Annotated in this window: 20 protein-coding genes; 9 read left to right on the forward strand and 11 right to left on the reverse strand. The window is 43.0% G+C overall.

Annotated elements, in window-relative coordinates:
* Entirely contained in the window at positions 1-579 is a 579-nt protein-coding gene (locus N6H18_RS08180; RefSeq protein ID WP_262311346.1) for a non-canonical purine NTP diphosphatase, read from the forward strand.
* Here N6H18_RS08180 and N6H18_RS08185 read toward each other — a convergent pair.
* From N6H18_RS08185 to N6H18_RS18745, 4 genes are all read right to left on the reverse strand, one after another.
* Positions 576-1,046, reverse strand: coding sequence for a nucleoside deaminase (locus N6H18_RS08185; RefSeq protein WP_262311347.1), 471 nt, complete (start codon positions 1,044-1,046; stop codon positions 576-578). The two genes, N6H18_RS08180 and N6H18_RS08185, sit on opposite strands and share 4 nt — an antisense overlap.
* Positions 1,047-1,112: 66 nt before the next feature.
* On the reverse strand, positions 1,113-1,853 hold the full coding sequence (locus N6H18_RS08190) for an EcsC family protein (protein WP_262311348.1): 741 nt from the start codon (positions 1,851-1,853) through the stop codon (positions 1,113-1,115).
* Between the two features lie 174 nt (positions 1,854-2,027).
* Positions 2,028-2,534 carry a cupin domain-containing protein gene (locus tag N6H18_RS08195; RefSeq protein ID WP_262311349.1) on the reverse strand — a complete coding sequence of 169 codons (507 nt, stop codon included), beginning with the start codon at positions 2,532-2,534 and terminating at the stop codon, positions 2,028-2,030.
* A gap of 110 nt (positions 2,535-2,644) precedes the next feature.
* Positions 2,645-2,836 (reverse strand): DUF4372 domain-containing protein, encoded by a 192-nt coding sequence (locus tag N6H18_RS18745; RefSeq protein ID WP_262311350.1) that lies wholly within the window; start codon positions 2,834-2,836, stop codon positions 2,645-2,647.
* A gap of 122 nt (positions 2,837-2,958) precedes the next feature.
* On the opposite strand from N6H18_RS18745, the gene N6H18_RS08205 reads away from it, so the two are divergent.
* Positions 2,959-3,327, forward strand: coding sequence for a hypothetical protein (locus N6H18_RS08205; RefSeq protein WP_262311351.1), 369 nt, complete (start codon positions 2,959-2,961; stop codon positions 3,325-3,327).
* 381 nt (positions 3,328-3,708) lie between these two features.
* On the opposite strand, the gene lysS is transcribed toward N6H18_RS08205, so the two are convergent.
* Positions 3,709-5,454, reverse strand: a complete 1,746-nt coding sequence (gene lysS, locus N6H18_RS08210; RefSeq protein WP_262311352.1) for a lysine--tRNA ligase — start codon at positions 5,452-5,454, stop codon at positions 3,709-3,711.
* 468 nt (positions 5,455-5,922) lie between these two features.
* On the opposite strand from lysS, the gene N6H18_RS08215 reads away from it, so the two are divergent.
* The 3 genes from N6H18_RS08215 (at position 5,923) to N6H18_RS08225 (ending at position 10,891) form a co-directional block, all read left to right on the forward strand.
* Positions 5,923-6,450 (forward strand): DUF1697 domain-containing protein, encoded by a 528-nt coding sequence (locus tag N6H18_RS08215; RefSeq protein WP_262311353.1) that lies wholly within the window; start codon positions 5,923-5,925, stop codon positions 6,448-6,450.
* A 130-nt stretch (positions 6,451-6,580) separates the two neighbouring features.
* Positions 6,581-9,577: an amidohydrolase family protein gene (locus N6H18_RS08220; protein WP_262311354.1), complete on the forward strand. Its 2,997-nt coding sequence runs from the start codon at positions 6,581-6,583 to the stop codon at positions 9,575-9,577.
* 27 nt (positions 9,578-9,604) lie between these two features.
* Positions 9,605-10,891, forward strand: coding sequence for an amidohydrolase family protein (locus N6H18_RS08225; RefSeq protein ID WP_262311355.1), 1,287 nt, complete (start codon positions 9,605-9,607; stop codon positions 10,889-10,891).
* Between the two features lie 73 nt (positions 10,892-10,964).
* Here the strand turns inward: N6H18_RS08225 and N6H18_RS08230 are convergent, their stop codons facing one another.
* The 5 genes from N6H18_RS08230 to N6H18_RS08250 all read right to left on the reverse strand — a co-directional run bounded on the left by N6H18_RS08230 (position 10,965) and on the right by N6H18_RS08250 (position 16,008).
* Complete coding sequence (locus tag N6H18_RS08230; protein ID WP_262311356.1) at positions 10,965-11,678, reverse strand: LytR/AlgR family response regulator transcription factor; 714 nt, start codon at positions 11,676-11,678, stop codon at positions 10,965-10,967.
* Positions 11,675-12,724 (reverse strand): sensor histidine kinase, encoded by a 1,050-nt coding sequence (locus N6H18_RS08235; RefSeq protein ID WP_262311357.1) that lies wholly within the window; start codon positions 12,722-12,724, stop codon positions 11,675-11,677. Before N6H18_RS08235 ends, N6H18_RS08230 begins: the two co-directional genes overlap by 4 nt.
* Before the next feature lie 29 nt (positions 12,725-12,753).
* A complete protein-coding gene (locus N6H18_RS08240) occupies positions 12,754-13,302 on the reverse strand; it encodes a DUF7010 family protein (RefSeq protein WP_262311358.1) in 549 nt (182 codons plus the stop codon).
* Between the two features lie 47 nt (positions 13,303-13,349).
* The gene (locus tag N6H18_RS08245; RefSeq protein WP_262311359.1) at positions 13,350-14,258 is read right to left on the reverse strand and encodes an alpha/beta fold hydrolase; all 909 of its coding nucleotides are present in this window, start codon (positions 14,256-14,258) and stop codon (positions 13,350-13,352) included.
* Between the two features lie 94 nt (positions 14,259-14,352).
* On the reverse strand, positions 14,353-16,008 hold the full coding sequence (locus N6H18_RS08250) for a VRR-NUC domain-containing protein (protein WP_262311360.1): 1,656 nt from the start codon (positions 16,006-16,008) through the stop codon (positions 14,353-14,355).
* Between the two features lie 92 nt (positions 16,009-16,100).
* Here N6H18_RS08250 and N6H18_RS08255 point away from each other — a divergent pair, with 92 nt between their 5' ends.
* From N6H18_RS08255 to N6H18_RS08270, 4 genes are all read left to right on the forward strand, one after another.
* Positions 16,101-17,255, forward strand: coding sequence for a J domain-containing protein (locus N6H18_RS08255; RefSeq protein ID WP_262311361.1), 1,155 nt, complete (start codon positions 16,101-16,103; stop codon positions 17,253-17,255).
* Between the two features lie 62 nt (positions 17,256-17,317).
* Entirely contained in the window at positions 17,318-18,889 is a 1,572-nt protein-coding gene (locus N6H18_RS08260) for a M1 family metallopeptidase (RefSeq protein ID WP_262311362.1), read from the forward strand.
* A 112-nt stretch (positions 18,890-19,001) separates the two neighbouring features.
* Complete coding sequence (locus N6H18_RS08265) at positions 19,002-20,837, forward strand: M61 family metallopeptidase (RefSeq protein WP_262311363.1); 1,836 nt, start codon at positions 19,002-19,004, stop codon at positions 20,835-20,837.
* Between the two features lie 95 nt (positions 20,838-20,932).
* Positions 20,933-22,279: a PhoH family protein gene (locus N6H18_RS08270; RefSeq protein WP_262311364.1), complete on the forward strand. Its 1,347-nt coding sequence runs from the start codon at positions 20,933-20,935 to the stop codon at positions 22,277-22,279.
* On the opposite strand, the gene N6H18_RS08275 is transcribed toward N6H18_RS08270, so the two are convergent.
* A complete protein-coding gene (locus N6H18_RS08275) occupies positions 22,221-22,466 on the reverse strand; it encodes a hypothetical protein (RefSeq protein ID WP_262311365.1) in 246 nt (81 codons plus the stop codon). The genes N6H18_RS08270 and N6H18_RS08275 overlap by 59 nt on opposite strands.
* Positions 22,467-22,476: the final 10 nt, after the last annotated feature.

Below are 22,476 nucleotides of genomic sequence, written 5' to 3' on the forward strand. Positions count from 1 at the left end.
ATGAAGATTTGCTTCGCTACCCACAACGAAAATAAACTCAGAGAAGTCAGACAGATATTGGGAGATCAGTATGAGGTCGTAGGTCTCAACGATATCGGATGTCTGGAGGAAATTCCAGAAGACGGTTTGACTTTGGACGAAAACTCAAAAATCAAAGCGGATTTTGTTGCCAATAATTACCATATTTCATGTTTTGCGGATGATACAGGCTTGGAGGTAGATGCTTTGAATGGAGAGCCTGGAGTTTATTCAGCTCGTTATGCGGGAGACCAAAAAGACAATCAGGACAATATTGCCTTACTCTTGGAGAAAATGGAGGGTAAAACGAACAGAAAGGCTCGTTTTAGAACTGTAATTACATTGATTTTGGAGGGTGCTGTGCATCAATTTGAGGGAGAGGTAAAGGGACAAATTATTGCTGACTTGAAAGGCTCTGAAGGTTTTGGATACGACCCGGTCTTTGTGCCAGAGGGTTATGAGGAGACCTTTGCAGAGATGGATGCCGCACTAAAAAACAGTATTTCTCACCGTGGACGAGCCGTAGCGGCATTGGTGGCTTTCCTACAAGCCAGCAATTAATATTCTGTCTTATCTTCTTTATTAGTCCAAGTTTGGAAAATGGATAGTGCCTGATCTTGCATGTGCTGCGTACTGGGTATTTTCCTTTCTGCTGGGGCAATATCTAACTCGTCGTAAATGAACTGGTCATCAAATCCAGCATTGGCAGCATCTTGCTTAGAACAACCATAGTAGATCGCTTTGGGTCTCGCCCAATAGATTGCACCTAGGCACATAGGGCAAGGTTCACAACTCGTATAGATTTCACAGTCGCTAAGTTGAAAAGCTTGCAGATGGTTGCAGGCATCTCTGATGGCATTGACCTCAGCGTGAGCAGTGGGATCAAAAGAGGAGGTGACGGTGTTATGTCCTCGACCGACAATGCGTCCATTTCTTACGATCACAGCAGCAAAGGGACCACCATTGTTTTGAATCGATTCGAGCGCTAAATCAATCGCCATTTGCATGTGTTTTGGATCAAAAGCCATGATGCTAATTTAGGGTCTTTACGCTGAACACAAACTGCTGAGTGTAAAACGAATTGTTTTTTATACTTAATTAGCGATGGCTAGACCTTGTTCATTCATAATCCTGAGGCGGTAAGCGTTCATCGCTGTTTTGCCGAGTCGGTAGGTGAGTTTGTGGTTGATGCATGCACCTACGACTGCACCGATACCAGGGATGAGTTGAAATATTTTGATCAGATCTACATCATCTCTGTACTCCATTTGAAATTTTTTCCAATCAAATGAGTGTATGTCATTTGGTAGGCTAGCAGATTGCTCATCCCAATGTTCTATCACATGATAAATTTTTGCTCTCCGAGTAGGGTTGGCAAAGGCCAGTTGAAAGACATGAAGAATAAACAATCGCTCTTTGAAATCCCTGGTATCAAATCCATAGTGGCCAGCGATTTCGAATAGCATTTTCATTTTGATGCTCAGCCATAGAGGAAAGTCCGCAATGCTGCTGAATATACCGCCTAAGCCCGTAAATGCCCCTTGAGCCGCTGCAGAAGAAGCATAAAACCAAATTGTTTCGTGGATCATTTCTTCAGCATTGTGGATTTCTAATTTAAAATCCCGTTTGGGTGTGGTGTATTCTGCCCCAAACAGTGCTGCACGAGTCGTCTCTTTGATTGCTTTGGTGATCAACGCATGAACCCGACAGGGAATCATACGGTTGATTCTGCGTTGAAAACGCTTGATGGTTCTGTGCTTGGGCTGGATAGGTGTGTCAATAGCAACCTTCCACTGCGCCAACTCAGAGTTAATTTTATCTTGATACAAATTCATCCAAATGCTGCTTTATGTCCAGGGTAGGTTGGAGATAAAATAGGATGTTTGGTTCTTATAGTTTAGACGGGGTTGATTGGTACAGGAGGGATATTCGTTTTTCTCGAATACAAAGAAAGGTATTGCAACACGAGTATCTGTGAGTGACTACACCTAAATCACTAGGGAAAACGCTTAAATTCGTGTAAATGCAGAGATTAATTCTGCATGCAGCGTAAATTTATCTTGTAATTCTTGCCGTTTTCCTAATTCAAAATCCATAAAATCAAAACCTGGTGAGACCGTGCAACCTGCCAAACTGTACACGCCAGATTTAGAAACTTTGGCGGCAAACCATACTCCTCCAGGTACTACATACTGAGGAACTTGGCCAGCAGCTATATCCGACCCTATCTGAATCAATGTATGTACACCAGCCTCGTCAATTGTATGCAGGTCGATGGGGTCTCCTTGATAGAAATGCCATATTTCGTCCTGTTTGATTCTATGAAAAGCAGAGAAGGTGTCCGCTGTGAGTAGATAATAAATCGCCGTGCTCTGGTTGCGATTTCCTTCATAGGGCTGTCCTAGCTCGGTTTGGCTAATTAAGCCTGCGCTTCTGTAGGTTTCTTTGAAGTAGCCACCTTCGGGGTGAGGGGCTAGGTCTAGTGAGGTGATGAGGGATTGAATCTTGTCGGTCATTATTCTTTGAGTTTTGGCGGCTATATCTCAAGATACTGTCTTTGATCAATACCGCATTTACAAAATGCTTTCTGCTTCTAAATGATAAGAAGGCGTAGTGAATACTACGCCTAGTGGAGTCCGTTGGAAATATCCCTTACCGAAGTGCTTTTGGCAAAATGGCAGAACAACATAGAAACCAAATGTGTCCAACTGTCAAATCCCTTACAGCCTTTGTCGGTTTGCTTTTCTTCGACCAGCTTCTTGAAAATTGAACGGTCAATCTTTTTAATAATCTGTGATAACAATGTAATATTACTCATGAGAGGTCTGACGTTTTGGTGCAAACCCAAAATAACTATTTTGGGCAAAAAATAGGACCTCTCATTTTCTTATTTAGGACGCTATTGTGGACTTTTTAATTATTCTAACTATGAAATCTAGCATGAACAGTATATTATTTTTTATTCTTCTAATTTTAATACATGTGGGCTTTTCTAGTTGTGTTAGTAAGCAATCGTTATGTGATGAAACTAGAGAAGCGTTGAATGAAAAGATAGAGGGGGTGGTAATTGAGGCATACTTGAATGAATTCAATCATGCGAAGACAATTTTGTATTGTAGTGGGTATGATACGTTGAGTTCGTTATTTTTTGTAAATGAAAGATCGCACGTGTTTAGCCAATTACAAGCTGGTGATAGTATTCTAAAAATAAAAGGGACCTTGGATTTTTATTGGATTAGAGATGGTAATAAGAGTTATGAAAGGTTGGATTATGGATGCAATGACAATGTAAAAAAAAGAGAGGAGTAGATTACTAGATTTCATACGATGCAGTCGCAATGCAATTGCGACTGCATCGTATGAGGTATATAATATGCCTAATCCAATAAATCAATACTCATCGCACTTTTTTGTCCTGCGTAATTCCTGGTACTGCTATAGAGAAAATCTTCAGGACTGCTCACAAACGCATGAACGATCAAGCCCTTTTCTTTTTGACAATACTGTAGTGAATCAATGATGCAATCGCGATAGGCATTGCGAACAAACAAATCCACCCAGCCTATAACTGTGAAAGTAACAAAATACAGTAGAAGGGTCTTTTTTTTGCTTTGAACTTCTTTTGGAAAGGTATAAAAAAGCGACAAACCTCTCGGCTGTCGCTTTGCTTTGTCTTGATGAAATACTGGATTAAGCTTCGGTTGCTTTTGCTATCCAGCCTTGTACTTCTTCCAAACTTGGATTTTTCACCTCGTTGAGTTTCATCTTTTTCTTGTTGCCGCATACGTCTTGGTGTAGTTTGGCGTCTTTTGCTTCTGCAAACTGTTGCTTGGTCACCATGCCGATCTTTTGCAGGATCTGAACGAGGTCTTTGGCTACTCCTAATTCCTCGTACTGCGCAGCGGTCAATGCCACGATTTTCTTCTCAGGCTTCATCTGTGGGAAGAACAGTACATCTTGGATCGAATTGGAGTTGGTCATCATCATCGATAATCGATCGATACCGACTCCCAAACCAGCCGTCGGAGGCATGCCGTACTCTAGCGCTCTGAGGAAGTCCTCGTCTAGCACCATCGCTTCGTCATCACCGCGCTTGCCTAGCTCCAACTGCTCCTCGAATCTTGCACGTTGATCAACTGGGTCATTCAGCTCAGAGAATGCATTACAGATTTCTTTGCCGTTGGCTATCGCTTCGAAACGCTCCACCAATCCTGGCTTGTTTTTGTGCTTCTTGGCCAATGGAGACATCTCCACCGGATAGTCAGTAATGAAAGTAGGCTGGATCAATTGACCTTCACATTTCTCTCCGAATATCTCGTCGATGAGTTTACCCTTGCCCATGGTTTCGTCTATTGGCACATTTAGTTTTTTGGCAGTCTCACGCAAGCCTGCCTCGTCCATTTCTGAGATGTCGACGCCTGTGAAGTGCTCGATTGCCTCAAACATCGTGTATCGCTTCCATGGACGCTGGAAGTTGATGATGTTTTTGCCCACTTGTACTTCGGTGGTGCCGTGTAGATCCATGGCGACTTTCTCGACCATTTCTTCTACGAGGTTCATCATCCATTCGTAATCTTTGTAGGCCACATAGAGCTCTACTTGGGTGAACTCAGGATTGTGAAAACGAGACATGCCTTCGTTACGAAAATCCTTTGAGAATTCGAATACGCCATCGTATCCACCTACGATCAATCTCTTGAGATACAGTTCATTGGCGATACGCAGGTACAGTGTCATGTCTAGCGTATTGTGGTGAGTCTTGAACGGACGGGCTGCCGCTCCACCATAAATTGGCTGTAGGATTGGCGTTTCTACTTCGAGGTAGCCTCTGTCTGCCAAATAGCCTCTCATCGAGTTGACAAGTTGTGTTCTTTTGACGAATGTCTCTCTGACCTCTGGGTTGACGATCATGTCCACATAACGCTGTCTGTATCTCATCTCTGGATCGGTGAAGGCGTCAAAAGTCTTCATGTTGCCATCGGCATCTTTTGCTTCCTTCACGATAGGCAAAGGTTTGAGCGACTTAGTCAATAGCTTGAGGGAAGTCACGTGGATAGAGATCTCGCCGACTTCTGTGGTGAATACATAGCCTTTGATACCGATGATGTCACCGATATCCATCATTTTTTTGAAGACGTTGTTGTAGAGGCTCTTGTCCTCGCCAGGGCAAAGGTCGTCTCTTCTCAGATAGATTTGGATACGGCCTGAGGCATCTTGTAACTCTGCGAAAGATGCCGATCCCATGATTCTACGGCTCATGAGTCTACCAGCGATGGAAATGTCCTTGTAATCTGTCTTTCGTTTCTCATAGTTTTGGTGAATATCTTTTGTAGATACGTTCACCTCGAAAGTGTCAGATGGATAAGGGTCAATACCTGATTGGATCAATTGCTCTCTGGTTTGACGTCTAATTATTTCCTGTTCGCTTAGAATCATTGTATTAAGTAAAAAAATTGAGCGGCAAAATTAATTTATTCAGGGGATTGTGGGTAGGGAATGTGGAATAATATTAACCCGAGTTCGATTCTTAAAGAGGGCTGATCCACAATAGGGCAAAATTAAAATAACCTTTGATAAAAGGTGCAGAAAACCCTTCAAGGGTTCTCTTCCTAGGTCATGGACAAAACGAATGGTACACTATATCCTCCAAAAAGACTCTTGACGGGATATTCAAAATCAAACTCTGGTTATAGGGAGGGTAGATTTGTTCTTGATGTAATTGGCTAATTAGAGGAAAATGGGTCTTGTTGGTACGAATAACCTGAGCGATCAACAGAAGGGGATAGATGTTTCGGAATTGATTGTCGTTTTGTCTAGTGCTCCGAAGGCATGAATAAGAGCCTGCCTACAATTTTTTTGATTTTCTGCTTGGTTCTCCTTGCCACTAATCCATATCTTCATCGGATGAAAAAATACGTAGCACTTCTGAGGGGAATCAATGTGAGTGGACAAAAGAAGATCAAAATGACCGAGCTCAAGTCTGCATTGGTGGCTGCTGGATTGACGACTGTGGAGACTTATATCCAAAGTGGTAATCTAGTTTTTGAGACGGAATTGAGTGAAGAGGAGAGTACACAGTTGATAGAAAGAGTGATTCTTGAGGATTTTGGTTTTGAAGTGCCGACCTTGGTGTTGGAGCAATCGTATTTTCGTTTTGTGCTAGACAACAATCCTTTTTTGCAGCGTGGTGAGGACAACAAAAAACTCTATGTATGCTTTATGATGGACATACCCACCGAAGAGAGCAAGTTGACACTGGCAGAGACAGATCTCAAAGGAGATGAATACCATATCATAGATCAGCTGATCTATACTTGCTATCATCAGGGTGCGGGGAAGACCAAAATGGACAACAATCTACTAGAGCGCAAGCTGAAAGTCAGAGCGACCTCTAGGAATTGGAATACAGTTGGCAAGTTGGGGGAGATGTAGCTCAGTAATTTTAACCCCAACCATTCATCCCATTTATACACCAAGCGTGTAATTTGCATTTAGTCATGGGTGTCGTCTTTTTCGTTTTCCTAATTTTAGTCTCGAAAATTGAATGCATAACCCAAAAATCATGATGAAACGCGTGAAGCTGCTGGTACTGATAGGTCTAGCAACAGCAAGAATCTCTTTTGCACAAGAGACATTTCCTATCAATGGAATCAAAGACGAGAGGAGTGATATATATGCGCTGATTGGTGCTAAAGTACATGTGTCCTGGGATCAAAGTATAGAAGGAGCAACTCTCCTGATTAAGAAGGATAAAGTTTTGGCAGTGGGTAAGAATATTAGCATTCCTGCCAATGCTATTCGCATGGATGTGAGTGGTATGGATATTTATCCATCCTTTTTGGATCCCTACTCGGATTATGGTATGCCAGAGGTAAAAAAGGCCAGTTCATTTGATCCACAGGCCGAGTCTAATACGAAAGGAGCATACAACTGGAATCAAGCGATTAAAGCAGAGTTTAGTGCAGCAAAGACGTTTCGGGTGGATAAGGAAAAAGCCAAATCTTTGAGAAAGGAAGGTTTTGGAGCATTGGTTATTTTGCATAAGGACGGTATCGTTCGTGGACAATCTGCCTTGGTGAGTTTGGTAGGCAAAAGTGAGCAAGAAGATATACTCGTATCATCGGTATCTATGCAATTGTCCCTTGACAAGGGGTCTTCTACTCAGAACTATCCCACGTCTATGATGGGGGCGATAGCTTTGTTGAGACAGACTTACTTGGATGCCAAATGGTATGCGGATCAAAAAAATCCTGGTTTTGAAGATTTGACTTTGAGAAGTTTTTCTGAGGGTTTGAAATTGCCTCAGGTGATAGAATCAACAGATAAGCTCACTTCTTTGCGAGTGGATCATATCGGCGATGAGCTGGGTTATCAATACATCATCATGGGTTCGGGGGATGAATATCAGCGATTAGATGAGATTGCTGCTACTGCTGCGGATTTCATCCTTCCAGTCAGTTTTCCCAAGCCGTATGATGTGGAAGACCCATATGCAGCTTTAGATATTGATTTAGAAGACTTAAGACATTGGGAGCGAGCACCAGCCAATGCAGGGATGTTGGCCAGCAAAGGGATAGATTTTGCTTTTACTCCAGCAGGTTTGAAGGATGCTTCGGAATTCCTCCCCAATATTCGCAAAGCTATAAAGTATGGTTTGACCAAAGAGATCGCTCTGAAGGCACTGACCTCAGCTCCTGCCAAAATGCTAGGACTGGATGGTCAGATTGGTTCTCTTAATAAAGACAAGTATGCCAATTTCTTGATTGTAAAGGGAGATTTGTTTGAGGAGGATGCCGTGATTCTGGAGAACTGGATAGGAGGCAATCGTTTTGTAATTCAAGACAAAGAAACTGTTGCTTTGAATGGACAATATGAGCTGAATGTGAATAATGAGGATTACGGAATCATGAATGTCTCAGGACTACCCACAGCACCGAAAATGTCAATCTACGGAAAGGATACGCTCAAAGGGAGTTTAGCATTCAAAGATGGCTTGGTGACTATTCTGGTTCAGAAGGATTCTTTGACCAAGCAACAATTGTCAGGATATGTTGAAGGAAAGAATCTATCAGGTATGTTAAGCAAAGCAGATGGGGATAGACAAAAGTGGACAGCTATATATAAGGGTGATACTACGACCAGTAAGCAAAAGAAAAAAGAAGAGGAAATAGAATTTTCTTCTAAAATGACCTATCCTTTTGTTGCGTTTGGTTGGGAAGAAAAGCCCACGACCCAAGCGATGCTTTTTACCCACGTAACACTTTGGACCAATGATGATGAAGGCATTTTGGAGAATTACGATGTGCGGATAGAAAATGGGAAGATTGTTGCCATCGGACAAGGTCTTTCTGCAGATGGAGCAGTAGTAATAGACGGTAGTGGCAAGCATTTGACCAGTGGTATCATAGATGAGCATTCGCACATAGCTATTAGCAAGGGCGTAAATGAGGCGGGTCAGGCAGTATCTGCTGAAGTGAGGGTGGAAGATGTGATTAACTCTGAAGACATCAATATCTATCGTCAGTTGGCTGGAGGAGTGACTGCCTCTCAACTACTTCATGGTTCGGCCAATCCGATTGGTGGACAATCTGCATTAGTCAAACTTCGATGGGGTCAAGATCCCGAATCGATGAAAATTAAAGACGCTGATGGATTTATCAAATTTGCATTGGGTGAAAATGTGAAACAATCTAATTGGGGAGATAGATTTAAAGAAAGATTTCCACAGACGAGGATGGGAGTCGAGCAAGTGTTTCGAGATGGATTCAACAGAGCACTGGAATATCAGGAAAGCTGGAAAACCTATGATGGACTGACCGGCAAAGCCAAACGAAATACAACAGCCCCTCGACGTGATTTAGAACTAGAAACGCTATTGGAGATTATCAACTCGCAGCGTTTTGTGACTTGCCATTCTTACATTCAATCCGAAATAAATATGCTGATGCATGTCGCAGAGGACTATGACTTTAGAATCAATACATTCACTCACATCCTCGAAGGGTATAAAGTAGCAGACAAGATGAAGGCTCACGGGGTGGGCGCTTCTACCTTTTCAGATTGGTGGGCATACAAATTCGAAGTGAGGGAAGCAATACCCTACAATGCCACACTGATGAGTGGTCAAGGAGTTGTGACTGCCATCAATTCTGATGATGCAGAGATGGGGAGAAGATTGAATCAGGAGGCTGCCAAGTCTTTGAAGTATGGAGGAATGTCCGAAGAGGATGCTTGGAAAATGGTGACTTTAAATCCCGCCAAACTCTTGCATCTAGATGATAAAATGGGATCAGTAACTGTGGGCAAGGATGCGGATTTGGTCTTGTGGTCAGGACACCCTCTGTCGATCTATTCCAAGGCAGAAAAAACCATGGTAGATGGAATTGTCTATTTTGATATCGAAAAGGACAAAGAACTGCAACAGGAGATTCAATTAGAACGTGCCGCATTGATTCAAAAACTGTTGGCCGAGAAAAAATCAGGAGCTAAAACAGTGCCCGTTTCTAAAAAGGAGGAGAAGCTCTATCACTGTGATGACATAGACTTTCATTTCAATTAATCCATGAGAATCCTAAAGAAAAATAACATGAAAACTGTATATAAAATATCTCTTGCCGTGTGTATGATGATGGTAAGTTTAGGCATTCATGCACAATTAATTACTCCAGCACCAGCTCAATCTAGTCCAATAGCTTTGGTCAAAGGTACTGCACACCTAGGCAATGGTGAGGTGATTCACGAAGCATTGATCACCTTCGTGGAAGGAAAAATAGAAAAGGTGATGAGCTATGATGCAGCTCCATCCTTGTCAGGATATGACGTGATTGATGTCAGTGGCCAGCATATTTATCCAGGGTTGATCTTGCCCAACACAGATTTGGGGCTGACCGAGGTGGCAGCAGTGCGCGCTACTAACGATAATGATGAGGTTGGGACGATCAATCCCAGTGTGCGCTCCTTGGTTGCTTTTAATACAGAGTCTGATTTGATCCCACCAGTGAGATTCAACGGGGTATTATTGGCGCAAGTCACGCCACAAGGAGGATTGGTGTCAGGGACATCATCTGTGGTGCAGCTGGACGCATGGAATTGGGAGGATGCCGCCTACAGCATAGATGATGCTGTACACTTCAATTGGCCGTCTAAGATGCTCAAGACAGGATGGTGGGCAGAGCCTGGCAAACCGAAAGCGAATGAAAAGTATGATGCGCAAGTTCAAGAAATCAAGAAACTGTTACAAGACGCTAAGTTTGATAAGGCAGAAAAAAACCTGAAACTGAAAGCGATGAAAGGTGTATTTGATGGGACTAGAAGTATTCATGTACATGTCGACGGTGCGCAAGAAATGATGACCGCAGTATTGGCTATGAAACAGGCAGGCGTAGCAAAAATTGTAATTGTGGGTGGTGAAGATGCATGGCTGATCAAAGACTTTTTGAAAGAGCACCAGATAGCAGTGATTTTATCTAATGTTCACCGTCTGCCCAATCGCAAGCATGAGGACATCGATATGCCATACAAATTGGCGGCTATGTTACAAGCAGAAGGAGTATTAGTTGGACTTAGTTACTCGGATGCGAGTAATGCACGTAACCTGCCCTTTTTCGCAGGAACCAATGCGGCCTATGGTTTGAATCCTGAGACTGCATTGAAACTAGTGACTAGCAATACAGCCGAAATCCTTGGAATAGCAGATAAAACGGGGATGCTAAAGGTCGGGCTAGATGCCAATATTGTCGTGTCCGAAGGTGATATCTTGGATATGAGAAGCAATCAAATTAGCTATGCTTACATTCAAGGACGACTCTTGGAGATGAAAGGAAAGCAACAACAGCTTTACGAAAAGTACAAGGCAAAGTATGAAGTAAAATAGATAGCTCTTGTTTTTTGCTTTTATAACAAATCAGTATCAGCGAGTCTAGTGATACTCGTTGATACGCTACGGCTTAAAAACTCATCAGCTCTTTAAACTTCAGCGTTTGGCGTCTGGAGACTTCTACGATGGTGGTATCTTTGAGGTGAATGCGGATGCTGCCGCTGAACCATGGTTCTACCTTTTGAATCCATTTCATGTTGATAATCTGCTGACGATTGGCTCGAAAAAATATCAAAGGATCGAGTCGCTTTTCCATGTAATTCAGGGTTTTGGGGATCAGCGGAGACTGGTCTTTGAAATGGATTTTGGTATAAGTATCACTGATTTCAAATAGACTGATGTCTTTTAGCTCTACAAACCAGCAGTTTTCGCTTTCTTTCACAAAGACCTGATCATTTTCAGAAAGGAGGTCTCGTTTGGCAGAAGTCTTTTGTAGCAGTCGTTCTCTTACTTTGTGAAGTGCATTGAGCAGACGGTCTTCCTTGAGGGGTTTTTGCAGGTAGTCGAGCGCATTGTAGTCAAATGCTTTGTGAGCGTATTCGTTGTAAGCAGTGATGAAAATAACCTCAGGGAGGTAGTCCAGGCTTTCGAGCAATTCGAATCCATCTTTTCCAGGCATCTGGATGTCCAAAAAAATCAAATCGGGTTGATGGGATTCGATGAGCTCAATTGCTTCTTCGGCATGGGCGGCTTCTGCCACTATTTCTACATCTTCTACACCCCGAAGAAGGTGCTTCAGTTCTTGTCTTGCCAGTCGGGTGTCGTCTATGATGATCGCTTTCATGTCTGCTGAGGGATGGTCAAAGTGGCAACTACAAAGGACTCTTGTTGTTTTAGCTCAAAAGAGGGTTTTGTGTCCAGTAGAATTTCTATGCGTTCCAGTGCATTTTTGATCCCAATTCCAGTACTCTTCGTTCCTTCTTTGATTTGCCCTGTGTTGTTTACTTGGATGATTAGGTTGCTATTTATGATTTGAATCGAGATGGAAATTTCTCCTTTTTGGGTGTACTGTGAGATGCCGTGTTTGATTGCGTTTTCCACTATGGTTTGAACGATCATGGGCGGGATGATACTGTCTTTAGCGTCTGCTTGGATTTGGATGTCATATTCTAGCCGGGAATCATATTGGATGCTTTCTAGTTGCAGATATTGCTCTACGATTTCGATTTCTTCAGCGACTGTCACCTTTTCTTGTTTGTTGAATTCGATGGAGTAGCGCAGTAGGTCTGATAGATTGGTGATCATGGTTCTGGCCAGTGTAGGGTCTTCGAGTACCAGCGCACGAATGTTGTTGAGTGAGTTGAATAGGAAGTGAGGATTGATCTGTGCTTTGAGGGCAACCAGTTCAGCTTCTTTTCTAGATGCATTGGCAGCCAATTGATCGAGTTTTGCCTCTTTGGTACGCTCGCTAGATTGATAACTGATGTAAATGACAGACCAGACACAGAGCAGCACGCACAGGTTAATGGTGTAAATGGGTACTTCTGACCAATCAATCGGACGAACGGTATTTTGCCAATCTAGCATGACGATCATGAGAATATGGATGATGGCAATGGCAGTGATGGCAGCTACAGCAATCAGCACCAACAGTCTGGGAGCCAAACTGCGAATCTCCAAATCCAACCAGTCGTAGCGCCTGATGACTAGGCGAATGGTATGCGAACTCATCATAGCGGTAAACCCGATGATGAATTGAAGTAATATGACTTTGTTTTGAGTCAAAGGAGTAGAAGCGTAGCGGAGGCCAAAAAAAATAAGCACCGCTACGTAAATTCCCCATCCTAGGAATTGACAAGCCCAATAAACATACGACTTAGATATTCTCATCTGAAGGTCAAGTTAATCGTTTTCGAAATTTATGGTAACTTTCTTTTGTGTAAAATGATCAGCGTCAAGATATAAACCACGACGATCGCAAACGGAATAGTAACGAAGCGCAACTCTGGAAAAACATACCAAAGCACGACGATCAATATTGTGCGAAGAATTGCATGAAAGAGCCCCACCCAGTGTTTGATGATCCAAGAGAAGGGAATCCACATCGAGCCAGTTAGGATCCCGACGGTCAGCGGCAGGGAAGTATAATCCTGTAGGAAGAAAGGAATCGCTATCGAATATATCAAAAATGCTTGACCTACCGTGAAGAAGAAGAGGTTGTCAAAGGCATTTTTGGTTTTTTTCTTGTCAATAAAGTTCTCCCCTGTGAACCGAGATAGGAACATAGCAAGATAAACAATACTCCCTGTGCCAATGAAAAGGATCCATACGGCCCAAGTAGGAGGGAGCATCATTCCTCCGATTCCAATGCCCAGCCAGATGATGAGTCCGGCAAGGGGCGTGGCTAAAAATTTGCGTTGCGAAAACGCTATTCTTTGTTCTTCTAGAGATAGTTCGATTTGGTTCATGATTGTAAAGTTACGGATCAGAAAAGTGAAGATTGCTTGATTTCAACTTAGCCTTTTTTGTCCACCAAGAATTCCGTGGTTTGCTTCATGAAAAACTCAGGATCGTCCCACATGATGAAGTGTTTGCCTTTGTCAGATAGGACGATTTTCACTCCGTCTAGATTCTTGAATTGATTTTCAAAGTTGGTCATGGTCATCTCTTTGGTCACGCCATAATCTTTGTAGGCAATATATGCACCTAAGACCAAAACTGGTTTTTTGATCACGGCGATATCATCACGCAGATCCGTAGTGTAGAGTTCATACATGGCCTGGTTGACTGTGGTACGATCGCTTGCCATGCCCCACTCCATCGCTTGGTCGATGTTGGTTTCATCTGTGATCATCGAGTGGAGATACATGCGTTGCTGCTCGGCATATTGCTCGGCTGGGATGTTTTGATTGGCGGCGATCATATTTTTGGCAGCTTCTTTCATGGATTCTTCGGTGGCGTAGGGATTTTGGATCGTTGCGAGGAAAGGTAAGCCATCGACAATAACTGCTTTCGAAAATAGTTCGGGAGCTGTACTCATCAGATCAAGTGCCAAAAATCCTCCCAAACTGTGTCCGATCAGAATCGACTCTTTGAGTTTTTTGTCTTTGACATACTGGATGATTTCGTCTCGCATTTTAGGGGTAAAACCGTCAGTCACATCGATGGGTGTTTGTCCAGCAAAACCAGGTAGTGTGATGACATGACAGGTGTAGTCTTTGTTTAATGAAGCTACTGCGTCATTCCATACAGCACCATCACAGGTAAGTCCCGGGATTAGGATGATACTCTGCTTTCCTTTGCCACTTTGGTCGATTCTGAACGAATAGCTTTGTCCTTTGCTACTTACGCTGATGGCGGTCAAGAGAGCGATTGCGATGGCAATCCAGTTGAGGTTCGAGTTGCAAAATTTTATTCTTTTCATGGTCTTTAGTTTTTGTTATGATTCAAAACTAGCCCATGACATAGTGTTTTCTAAGTCGATTTCAGGGAGCGGCTCTTCAGACCATTGAACGGATTTACCCCCACCTGACTAACACGATCTCAGCATTGATCTTTTGCTGGTCAAAGTGCTCCAGCCAGAAGAGTTGCTTCTCAGAGAGGTGGTCGGTAGGAGACTTGACTTCATAGAAGTGATACTCTGTTTCGTTCCAGACGAAGAGGTCTGGAAATCCCGAAGAGCGAGTTTTGGGGTCAAGGGCTATCACTAGTAAGGTATTTTTGATTTGTTTCAAACTCAAAAATGTCACCAATCTGATGGAGGCTTCCATGATGGCTTCTTCCCAATTGACAAACATGCTGGCGACTCCATGATTCTGATCGTAGTTGGTTTGCATGCACTTTATGATTTGCTTTTTGTTTTTGAGCAGTGTCAGACGCTGATGGAGTGCTTCTTTTCGGTTTTTGTAGAAGTCTCTGCCGTAGAGGTCTGTGGGGTTGCGCTGTAGAGGTTGATGCAGGGTATTGTACTGCGGGTCAAAAATTTCTTCCCAAAACACCAATCCAAATATACTGCGCCAAATGCTGTTCTCTGAATGAACCCCATGATAACCCTGTGCTGAAAAGTATGCCAATGCACCTTCTTCTACCCTGTATTGGTATGCTGGAGAGAGTGAAATCTCAATCCCTGACTTTTGTCTGAGGGTAGTGGACTTTAGTTTTTGACTGGATTTGTTGATGACATCTTGTGCGATGTAGTACTCTTTGTTGTCGTTAGGAGCGAGGAGGATTTCTTGTGCCAATTGCCGTGCTGATGTCAGGTTTTTTTGTTTGTTGTAGATTCTGATCTGTCGTTCGCGCATGGGCGAGGCTGTGCTATGTTGGTAGATGAAAAGTGCCTCGGGATAGTATTTGTTTTTCTCCAAATGATAGCCGACACGATGGATGAGTTTGTCTGCATTGCTTTTAGCTTTTTCGAGAGACAGGAAGTATCGGATGTCAAGGCTTTCAAACCATTGGAGAATCAGGTCTGCCTCACCATTTTCTTCCAGAATCATAAAATCCCTGCTATGGTTGTATAGCTGCATGATGGCCTCTGCTTCTGCTCTGGTATCAAAGGACAGTCCGAGCTTGGACTCATCGATATCTATGAATCTGGCATGCCCGATGTCCCTGATCACAAAGTCCGACATGTCGCCATGGTTGTGTCCAAAGAAAAATAATTTGATCATAGCCCATTCTTCCTCTTTGCCTTGCGTGATGAGATCGTCACCATCATAGAAGTATCCTAGAATAGCCTCTTGCGAAACAGTTTCTATGATCTGTAAGATCAATTCTGTTTTTGGGAGTTTCCAGTCGATAGCAACTGTTTCACCTTTGAGTTTTTGGGTAATTTCTGGTTTGGTGTAGGCATTGATCAACCCGTAGGCCTCTTCGATACTGAGGACATGCGGTACGTGGCAATATCCCGCTGCGAGGAGGTCACTATGAGCGGCAAGCAGGTCGCTTATCTCAGGGTAGTGGAGTTTGGAGCGTCTGAAAAATTTGCCTTTGCGGTTGTTAATTCGGACATAGAGACATTGGGCATCCTCTGATAATTTTTCAAATTCCTCGATAAATTTCGTTTCACGCTCATCTAGGAGTGTAGCGTATTTGCTTTTGACAAAACTTAGAAGGTAGCGGAAGTAGTCCAGATAATACTTTTCGGGCAGTATGATTTTGTCGTGTTCGCTCATCTATGTTGACAAAGTTAAAATCTCTGCATACCAATACTTCTTTGTCTCCGTTTTTAGTTAAAATTATAAAGTCTTACATAAGCCCAATCTCTGTGTTCAACTATTATGATCTTTTGGGAGTACCTGTCCACGCGACCAAAGCGGAGATCAGGGCAGCTTACAAAGCCAAGGCATGGCAGTATCATCCTGATAGACATTTTGGAGATCAAAAGATGGAAGAAATCTTCAAGTTGCTCAACGAGGCTCACCAGACCCTCACGGACGATAAAGCACGATTTCATTATGACGTGATGTTGAGCTACCTGTCTGAAACTACCGCTGAGACAACTCCCGAACCAAGGTATGTCCCACCTCCAGTCTATGCACGACCCAAGACAGTCGCCATGAGCTCTATGGAAAACCTGAGAGCTACTGCCTATGCTTTTCTTTTTGCTTTTGGAATCGCGTTGCTGATCAAACTGAGTATATATTTTTATGAAGACTTCAAAGCCAAAGAATACGCCGAGCTATTGCTGCAAAGGAGAGAGTTGTTTGAAGAAATTCAGTCTAAAACACAATCGGGTGATTTAGAAGGGAGTCTAAAGGGGCTTTTGGAGCTGGGTCACTTCTATGCAGAGGAGAAGGATGTCAAGCAGTACAAAGAAGACCTCTTGTATGAAATCCGCAAACGAGGAGACAACCATTTGAAAGCAGCAGAATATGAGCAGGCATTGTCCATGTACCAGTTGCTCAAGGACGATCCCATCTCTGCCTCGACTTATTTTATGAAGAATATGGCCATGGCCTATAAGGGAGCTGGAGATATCAAGAGCGCAATTGACATCTACAGGACTTTGCACTTGTATGGCTATGAGTCGATGGATTTTTATTGGGAAATGGGACAGCTCTATGAGGAAGGTTTGGAGGATTACGAACAAGCCCTCAGGTACTATCAGATTGGAGCAAGCATGGCCGTGTCTAGCTACGAACAGAGCATAGGCAAGGCTTATTCGATAGTCATCAATGCAGACCTAGTACCCAAAAAGCACTACGACGTTTATATGAAAGTAGCCGAAATGCATTACGCCTCGCAGCATTATACAGAAGCAATCAACTCCATATCTTGGACCAAAGAAATATGGCCTGACAGTATCTTTCAGTACCAAATAGAAGCCAAGAGTCGTCAGCAATTGGGTCAGATAGAAGAAATGAATGCTGTGATCGCATTCGCTAAAACCCTAAATCCTGATTTTACAGTTGAGCAATAATTCCTTAATATTTTGCTAACCATGAAATAAGTTTATTTTTGATAATCACTTAGCCAAAAAAAATGAGATTCTTTTTCTTCCTGCCTTTTTTCATAGTCTTTTTAGGGATTGACCTGTCTTACGCCCAGAGTGGAAAGATGGACGTCCTGCACTACAAGTTTTCCGTCGACCTCAGTGATTCTTCAGATATCGTGATCGGCCAGGCCGACTTGACTATTCAAATACCCAGTCAATTGGATTCGATCGTACTCGATTTTAGTGACCAAATGCACATTCAGCGTGTGTTGATTGGTACCACGCATGTCGCCTTTGTACATGGCAAAGGTTTGATCAGAATCCCCATATTGCCAGCATACCTTGGTCAATCTGTGGCTGTCAACATCAAATACACGGGTATGCCTAGAGATGGCCTGATTATATCTCAGAACAAGTATGGTCAGCGTACTTTTTTCACAGACCACTGGCCTACGAGAGCGAGTGAGTGGCTACCTGTCGTAGATCACCCTACAGACAAGGCGACTTGCGAGTTTGTGGTGACTGCACCAGCTCACTATCAAGTAGTATCTAATGGACACCTCGTGAGTGAGAAAACTTTGGCATCAGGAAAAAAAATGACACATTGGAAAATGGACAAGGTCATCCCTACCAAAGTGATGGCCATGGGTGCCGCCGAATTTCATGTGACCAAATTGGACAGTATGTCTCATGTATGGTTGTACAAGCACCATGCCCAGCATGGACATAGGGATTTTGGTGATGCTCCTGAGATTCTTCGGTTTATGGAGGAGAAAATCGGACCTTATCCTTTTGAAAAACTCGATCATGTTGAGTCCACTACGGTATTTGGCGGGATGGAAAATGCCAGCTGTATCTTCTACAGTGAGCGGGCGATAGCTGGCAAGAAAAATCTGAACACCTTGATAGCTCATGAGGTTGCGCATCAGTGGTTTGGCAACAGTGCCAGTGAGGCCAAATGGGGTGATGTTTGGTTGAGTGAAGGATTCGCTACCTATTTTGAATTGCTTTACCTCACAGAAAAATATGGATTGGATAGTTTGAAGAAAAATGCTGCGCTAGATGAGAAGAAAATAATTGAGTATGAACAGGCTCACCCACAGACTGCCATTGTGCAAACGGATTCTAGCAACTTGAATGGCTATCTCAATACTTTGACTTATGAAAAGGGAGCCTGGGTGCTGAGATTGCTCAATCAGCGTCTGGGACAGAAAGTTTTTGATCAAATTATCCGAACATACTATGAGCGCTATGCATATTCCAATGCTACATCTGAGGATTTTATAGCTGTGGCACAGGAGATTTCAGGAAAAGATTTGAGTTATTTTTTCAACCAATGGTTGTATGTGCCAGGTAGTCCTAGGATCAACTATTCTTGGAAGTTGAAGAGAAATAGTCTGGAATTGAACTTCGAACAATTGACAGATCATACCTACCAATTGATAATAGACGTACCGATCAAGACAAGCAATAATTCATTCGAGATCAGAAAAGTGATGCTTACCCAAAAGAAGCAACAAATATCTTTGGATAACATCAGGTCAGACCTACAAGGCCACATTGTTTTGGATCCTCTCAATATTATCTGTGGGACATTCAATGCGGTCAAAGCAAAATAATTGAAAACCAAATCCTAACAAGAGCTGTTGGGAGCATTTGACCACTCATCACAATCTCGTTTTGCTGTTGATTGGGAATGATTAGATTGCTCACAACATAGAATTATCAAATATGAAAAAGAATATTCCTGTATTAGTAGCCTGTATGTTTGCGCTGATAGCGCAGACTTTTGCACAAGATAAATATGCTGTCACCATTGATCTCAACCGTGTCGTTGACGACAAGATTCAAGTGACCTACCAGCTTCCTAAAGTGGATCAAGATACGATCGAGTTTCAAATTCCCAAGATCGTACCAGGCACCTACTCCATTTATGATTTTGGTCGTTTTTTGGAGGATTTCAAAGCCTATGATGCTACAGGTAGAGAGCTGTCCGTCAAGCAAATCACCGACAATAGATTCGCTATCGGACAAGCAAGCACTTTGGCATCCCTATCGTATTGGGTAGAAGATACCTATGACACAGACAAAGGCAATGTGATATTTGAGCCTGCTGGCTCAAATATTCAGCAGGATACCAGTTTTGTAGTCAATACATTTACAATGGTTGGCTATTTACAAGGCATGAAAGATTTGCCGTACGAAGTGACGGTCAACAAACCCTCCGCACTCTTTGGTGCATCTGCCCTTGATAAAAAAGCGATCAATGATTCCACGGATTTGTTTACTACGAACAATTATTTTGATTTGGCAGATGGCCCGATTATGTACAGTGTGCCAGATACAGTGACATTCACCGTAGGTGGAGCCAAGATTTTGATTTCAGTTTATTCTCCAGGAGGAATCTTGACGTCTGCTTTTGTCAGAGACCAGATCGAACCTACGCTGGAGGCACAGAAAGCCTACATGGGGGGGCAATTGCCCGTCGACAATTATGCGTTTTTGATTTACCTCTTCCAAGGTGGTAGTTTGTCAGGAGGGTATGGCGCTTTAGAGCACTCCTACTCTTCTATGTATAATTTGCCAGAGGCAGATCCTAATTATCTCGCGCAAGTCATCAGAGATGTGGCAGCACATGAGTTTTTTCATATCGTGACTCCTTTAAATATTCACTCTGAGGAGATTGGCGATTTTGATTTTATCAATCCCAAAATGTCCAAACACCTATGGTTGTATGAGGGGATGACGGAGTATGCTGCTGGTTTGGCACAAGTCAAATACGGAGAGATGAGTACGGAAGAATACCTAAAGGTAATCAATGACAAAATTACTCAGTCTAAGAAATTTCAAGACAACCTACCATTCACGGAGATGAGTGAGAACTGTCTGGACGAAACGAAAGAGCAATACTACAATGTGTATCAAAAGGGAGCATTGATCGGGATGTCACTCGATATCAAACTGCGTCAGTTGTCTGGAGGAGAATATGGTGTGGAGCAGATGATGATTGATTTGTCCAAGGAGTTTGGGAAAGAAAAATCTTTCCAAGATGAAGCACTTTTTGATATCATTACCAAAATGACCTATCCAGAGGTGAGAGGGTTCTTTGCCAAATATGTGGAGGGGACAGAGTCTATTCCCTACGAAGATTTCTTGTATATGGTAGGGGTCAAATACTCGCCAGGCGTGACCAGCAAAGAACTGTCAGTAGGCAATATTAGCTTTGGAGTCAAAGACTCATTGTTGACTATCAACTCTACTGCACAGGTCAACGTCTTTGGAGAAGAGATGGGGTACCAGGATGGAGATGTACTCTATGAGTTTGATAAGAAAATCATAGACATCGGAAATTACAAAGAAGTACTGACCGCATACAAAGAAGGTCATCAAGAAGGTGATATGATCAGCGCCGTAGTCTTGAGAGACAATGGAAAAGGAAAGCTGAAGAAAGTAAAATTGAAGGCCAAAGCCATAGCGGTGGATGTCAAAAAACCAGGAGTGATGGAGCTGATGGAGAATGCCAGTTCGGAGCAGTTGGCACTTCGAAAGTCTTGGATCAACAAATAGCGGACTTTCCGAAAAAAGTGAAAAACCATTGGTGGTTTTTGTTGTAGTTGTACTGATTTTTATACAGTTTAACGAAAGCAAAAACCACCAATTCTATGGCGAAAAAAGGCAGCAAAAAAAAGATCTTTGTTCTTGACACCTCTGTAATTTTGTTCTCTCATGATTCGATCATGAACTTTGCTGAGCATGACGTAGGGATTCCCATTACGGTGCTCGAAGAACTCGACAATTTTAAGAAAGGAAACGACACCCTCAATTTTGAAGCACGAGAATTTGCTCGTCTGCTCGATAATTTGGCGGAGGATCATATGCTCCAAGATTGGATCCCACTACCAGGCAAAGGTCGTGGAAAACTCAAGGTACTGATGTACTCTGATACCAAGACGGAGTTTGATGCGGAGAAGATTTTTGGAGACAAGAAAAATGATCACAAGATCATCAACTCTGCACTCAAGCTACAAAAAGAAGAACCAGACAAGAAGGTCGTATTGGTATCCAAAGACATCAATCTTCGACTCAAGGCCAAGTCCCTAGAACTATCTGCTGAGGATTATGAGACTGGCAAAATCAAGAACGTGGACTCAATGGCAACTCTGGGCAAGAGCGAGATCAACAGAGTGCCAGCTACCACCATCGACGATCTATACAAGAATGGCGAGGTAGATGCCAAAAAAGCACTGGGCAAGATAGAGCCTATCAACAATTGCTACTACATCCTCAAGAGCACCAAGAGCTCGGCACTTTCGTTTTACAATCCTGTCACCAAAAATATTGGTCATGTCGAGAAGCGTGCGGTCTATGGGATCAAACCTAAAAATGCCGAGCAAGCCTTTGCCATCCATGCAATGATGAATCCTGAGGTCAAACTGGTAGCGATCACTGGCGTAGCTGGCACGGGAAAAACATTGATGGCGCTGGCGTCAGCATTGCAGCAGCGACGTGATTTCAAGCAGATCTACATTGCTCGACCTATCGTGCCATTGAGCAACAAAGACATAGGTTACTTGCCTGGAGATATCAAGTCTAAACTGAACCCCTACATGGAGCCACTGTGGGACAACTTAAAGTTCATCCAAAATCAATGGAAGGAAACAGAGAAGGAGCACAGCGTGCTGACCGAGATGGTCGCGCAGGAAAAGGTACTGATCACACCATTGGCATATATCAGGGGTAGGAGTTTGTCCAATATTTATTTTATCGTGGATGAGGCACAAAACTTGACACCACATGAGGTCAAGACCATCATCACCCGGGCAGGAGAAAATTGCAAGATTGTCTTCACTGGAGATGTCAATCAGATCGATACACCCTATTTGGATTCACAGAGTAATGGACTTTCTTATCTAGTAGATAGGCTACAAGGGCAATCGATTTTTGCACACATCACCCTGGAAAAAGGTGAGAGATCTGAATTGGCAAATATTGCCAACGAACTGTTGTAATGCGGTTGCTAGGAGTGCCTGAAGTGACGATGATACAGGTTTGGATATCATCAATAAACCAAGCTGGATCGGTGTGTTGCACACTTTGATAAGTGGTTTTTGTTTCAGGATTGAGCCAGTTGGTCTGCAAGTAGGCCAACTGGATAGTCAGCAGGAGCAGCACAAAGGCAGCGAATAGCTTTTTCATGGTTTGTTAG

This window comes from Reichenbachiella agarivorans, from assembly GCF_025502585.1.
Classification (GTDB): Bacteria; Bacteroidota; Bacteroidia; order Cytophagales; family Cyclobacteriaceae; genus Reichenbachiella; species Reichenbachiella agarivorans.